This is a genomic window from Armatimonas sp. (assembly GCF_964826245.1).
The window spans coordinates 1-3,877 of record NZ_CBAYMC010000333.1 but is presented as its reverse complement, the minus strand read 5'-3'; the positions used below and the strand labels follow the sequence as shown (position 1 = coordinate 3,877).

Sequence of the window (3,877 nt, the reverse complement as noted above, 5' to 3'; positions counted from 1 at the left end):
CACGCCTTTTGCATTGGCGACCAGCAAGCCACCGCCCCCCCCGCCCCCAAGACTGGGGGAGCCCGTGTAAGCCACAGCGGTCGGGTACCAGCCCGCAGGCAAGTAGCCACGCAGGCTCCCGGAGCTCAGATCAACAACCGCCACCGCATTCAGATCGGCGCAGGCCACATAGAGAACACGGGCTCCCCCAGTCTTGGGGGCGGGGGGGGCGAGAGCCATCCCCAGCGGCGTCACCCCAGGAATCCCTCGCGCCTCAGCCGGGCGCAGCAGAATCGTCTTGGTGACTCTATCCGTCGCCGTATCCACCACGCTCACCGTGTCCGAGCCCGCATTGGCCACGAAGAGCCGCGTGCCATCCACCAATAAACTAGTGCTCTGCGCACCTGTCTCGATGCGCCGTAGCACTTGCCCTAGCACGGGGTCTATGACATCCACGCCACCGGCTTGCTCGCTGGCGACATAGAACTTCCCGCTGGCATACGCCACCCCGAGTGGGTAGCCCGGCAGGCCAATTTTCTTCGGCGTGCCCCGTGGATCCAAAAGCGTCATGCTCCCCTTGAGGCCGTTCTTTGGGTCGCCCTCACTGCTCGTGACCGCCACATAACCCGCGCCCGCCGCCACGCCTGCTGCTTTGGGCACCTGTAGCACACTTTCCATCTCCGAAAGAGTCCCCTCAGGGGAGAGCTGGAGCGTGCTCACCACATCATCGGAGCCACGCGCTGCATAGAGAGTATTTCCCACAAAGGCAAGCCCAAAGTACAGGCCCGGTTTCTTGTTGCCAATAGCCTTGGGAGCGAGCGTACTTACCACTTTTCCGGTCTTGGCATCTAAAACCGTGAGCTGCGAGCGAGCGCCCAGACTGCTGACAATCACATACTTTCCATCGGGCGAGGGCAGGAGCGTGGTCGGGAAAGAGCCAACATTGACCTGCTCCCCCAGCGGGGTGATGCGCTTACCATTGGCAAGAGGCACTGGCAACGGAGCAGAGACACGGGTCTGTCGGGCGCGGGCGAGCCAGAGACCACCACCTGCAACTCCGACGGAGAGCAAAACACTTGCGAGCTTCTTCATGGTGCTATTTTACGCGCACTTACCCCGTTTTGGATTAAGTTTTTCCGAAGCCTGTTTTTAGCGTACAATCCAGCATGAATGCAAAAGACACTGATGTCGCCTCCCCTCCTGGATTTTCCCGCATGGCGCTGCTCCTCGCGCTGGGCTGGGGGCTGACCAATATCGCCTATGCCATCTACGACCTACCGCTGAAGTTCGTGCTTAAAGAGGAGCTGGGGCTCAATGCGCAGCAGATCTCGGCGTTTTTTGCGCTGGGAGTCTTTAGCAACTATATCAAGCCACTGGCGGGGATTCTCACCGATAGCGTGCCGCTGTTTGGCACGCGCCGCCGCTGGTATTTGATTCTGAGCCTATTTCTCTGCGGCATCGGGTGGCTGATCTTAGGAAGCGTCCCCCGCAACTACAACCTGATGCTCGGGGTCTTCGCCACGACCTACACCATGGTGATGATCATCTCCACGACATTTGGGGGCGTGATGGTCGAGACGGCCCAGCGCTTTGCCGCCGCCGGACGGCTCACGGCGCAGCGGATCGGGATGTTTCGGCTAGGCGCACTGGCGGGCGGGCCGCTCGGGGGCTTTCTGGCCAAGTTCCCTCTCCTGCTCACCCTAAGCCTCTCGGCGACCCTCCACTTTGCGCTGATCCCGATTGTCTGGTTCTGGCTGAAGGAGCCGCAGAAAGCCACTCTCAACAAAGACCTCTGGCGACAGACAGGCGAGCAGCTTCGCGGGTTGGTCAAGAGTAAAGTGGTGCTCTCGGCAGCGCTCATGATCTTTCTCATCGCCGCCTCGCCAGGCTTTAATACGCCGCTGTTTTTCTTTCAGACCAACACGCTGGGGCTCTCGAAGCAGTTTCTGGGCAACCTCACTCTGGTCGGGGCGGCGTTCGGGCTACTCACCGCAACGGCCTACCATAAGTTCTGCCAGAAGGGCAATATGAAAACCCTACTGGTAGCAAGTATTATCGTCCATGCACTGGGGACACTCTTCTACCACTTCTACAAGTCACCCGCGACGGCAGTGGCGATCACGGCCTTAGAGGGAATCACCCAAACCCTAGCGATCCTGCCAGTCTATGATCTGGCCGCACGGGGAACTCCTAAGGGCAGCGAGGCGTTAGGGTACTCGATCATGATGAGTGTCTGGAACCTGACCAACTCTCTTTCGGACTGGGTCGGCTCGACGCTGTTCACTAAGTATGGCTTTGACTTCTCCCACCTCATCTGGCTCAACGCAGGTACAACGGCGCTGGTGCTCTTAGTGATCCCGTTTCTTCCAAAAACACTGATGGAGAAAACGGATGGCAATTGATTTTACAGAGCGGTTTGTGATAAACTTCGCAAAGTCAGGCGACCGTGATCGCCCAGAAATAATGCCATGCTAAACTCCTACATTCCGGTACTGGTGATGGGGCTTGTCGCCGTTGTGCTCTCGGCGGTCTTTATCTTGCTCTCTGCCGTTCTCGGGCCACGCCGTCCTTCGCCGCAAAAAAACAGCCCTTACGAGTGCGGCGTGACGCCTATCGGCTCGGCGCGAGAGCGCTTCCCGATCAAGTTCTATCTCATCGCCATGCTCTTTATTGTCTTCGATATTGAGACGGTCTTCCTCTACCCCTGGGCGGTAACCTACGGGGCGAGTGGAGGCATGATGCTCTTTAACTTAGCGGAGATGGTAACCTTCGTGGCCATTTTGTTTGTCGGCTACATCTATATCTGGCGTCGTGGCGCCTTCGAGTGGGGCTAGGAATTTTAGAACATGAGCCAGGAAACTGACCAGCCGTTTTTGACGGCGTCGCTAAACAAGATGGTGAACTGGGGGCGTAAAAACTCCCTCTGGCCCGCCACTTTTGGGCTTGCCTGCTGTGCCATCGAGATGATGGCCTCCACCGACAGCCGCTTCGACATGTCGCGCTTCGGCTCCGAGGCGTTTCGTGCCTCGCCGCGCCAGGCGGACCTGATGATCGTCAGTGGGCGCGTCTGCAAGAAAATGGCCCCGGTCTTGCGCCAAGTCTACGACCAGATGCCCGACCCCAAGTGGGTGATCGCGATGGGTGACTGCGCCAGTAATGGCGGTGTCTTCAACAACTACGCGGTCGTCCAAGGTGTGGACCAGATCGTCCCCGTGGATATTTACGTCCCCGGCTGCCCCCCAAGCCCTGATGCGCTGATCCATGCTGTCATGGAGCTTCAGAAAAAAATTGACAAAGAGCGCTTTAGCGAGAGATATTAAGAGAAAATGGTAGACGTTGATGTTCGTCTGGGTTTATCAGGCTCGGATCTGGCGATTCGCGAGCGGACTTTTAAGGCCGATCTAACACGCCTTGCTGAGTCCAATCTCACGGTCGAGGACTCGCCTGAGGTCAAGGCTCTCGTGGAGGCAGGCTACGGCGCGGAGATCGTCGCTAGCAAGCGCTTCCGGGGCCAGGACTTTCTCACGGTTCGCAAAGAGCGCATCGTCGGCCTGCTCACCGTGCTGCGCGATCATACGTCGCTGGAGTACAAGCTGGTCTCCGATATCTTTGGCGTGGACCTGCTCGGCTTTGGGACCGAGCCGCGCTTTGAAGTTATTTACAGCCTCTACTCCCTCAAGACCTACAAGCGGATCGTGATCAAGGCCCAGGTGAGTGAGGATGACCCGACGATTGACACGACCAGTGGCGTCTGGCTTGCGGCGGAGTGGCCTGAGCGCGAGATCTACGACATGCTGGGAATCTCGTTTAACCACCACGCCGACCTGCGCCGTATCCTAATGCCCGACGACTGGGTGGGTCATCCGTTGCGCAAAGACTTCCCCCTCGGCGGCGAGGA

5 protein-coding genes are annotated in these 3,877 nt (G+C 58.6%); 4 read left to right on the top strand and 1 reads right to left on the bottom strand.

The features are described from left to right. Positions 1 to 1,071, bottom strand: a 1,071-nt coding sequence (locus AC1XOS_RS20880; RefSeq protein WP_481964140.1) for a YncE family protein, incomplete at its 3' end; no start/stop codon positions are given. Between the two features lie 74 nt (positions 1,072 to 1,145). Here AC1XOS_RS20880 and AC1XOS_RS20875 point away from each other — a divergent pair. From AC1XOS_RS20875 to AC1XOS_RS20860, 4 genes are all read left to right on the top strand, one after another. Next, the gene (locus AC1XOS_RS20875; protein WP_481964139.1) at positions 1,146 to 2,381 is read left to right on the top strand and encodes an MFS transporter; all 1,236 of its coding nucleotides are present in this window, start codon (positions 1,146 to 1,148) and stop codon (positions 2,379 to 2,381) included. A gap of 66 nt (positions 2,382 to 2,447) precedes the next feature. Next, the gene (locus AC1XOS_RS20870; RefSeq protein WP_481964138.1) at positions 2,448 to 2,813 is read left to right on the top strand and encodes an NADH-quinone oxidoreductase subunit A; all 366 of its coding nucleotides are present in this window, start codon (positions 2,448 to 2,450) and stop codon (positions 2,811 to 2,813) included. A gap of 12 nt (positions 2,814 to 2,825) precedes the next feature. Next, positions 2,826 to 3,299 carry an NADH-quinone oxidoreductase subunit B gene (locus tag AC1XOS_RS20865; protein WP_309714624.1) on the top strand — a complete coding sequence of 158 codons (474 nt, stop codon included), beginning with the start codon at positions 2,826 to 2,828 and terminating at the stop codon, positions 3,297 to 3,299. Between the two features lie 6 nt (positions 3,300 to 3,305). Then, positions 3,306 to 3,877: NADH-quinone oxidoreductase subunit C (locus AC1XOS_RS20860; protein WP_481964137.1), on the top strand; the 572-nt coding region annotated here is incomplete at its 3' end.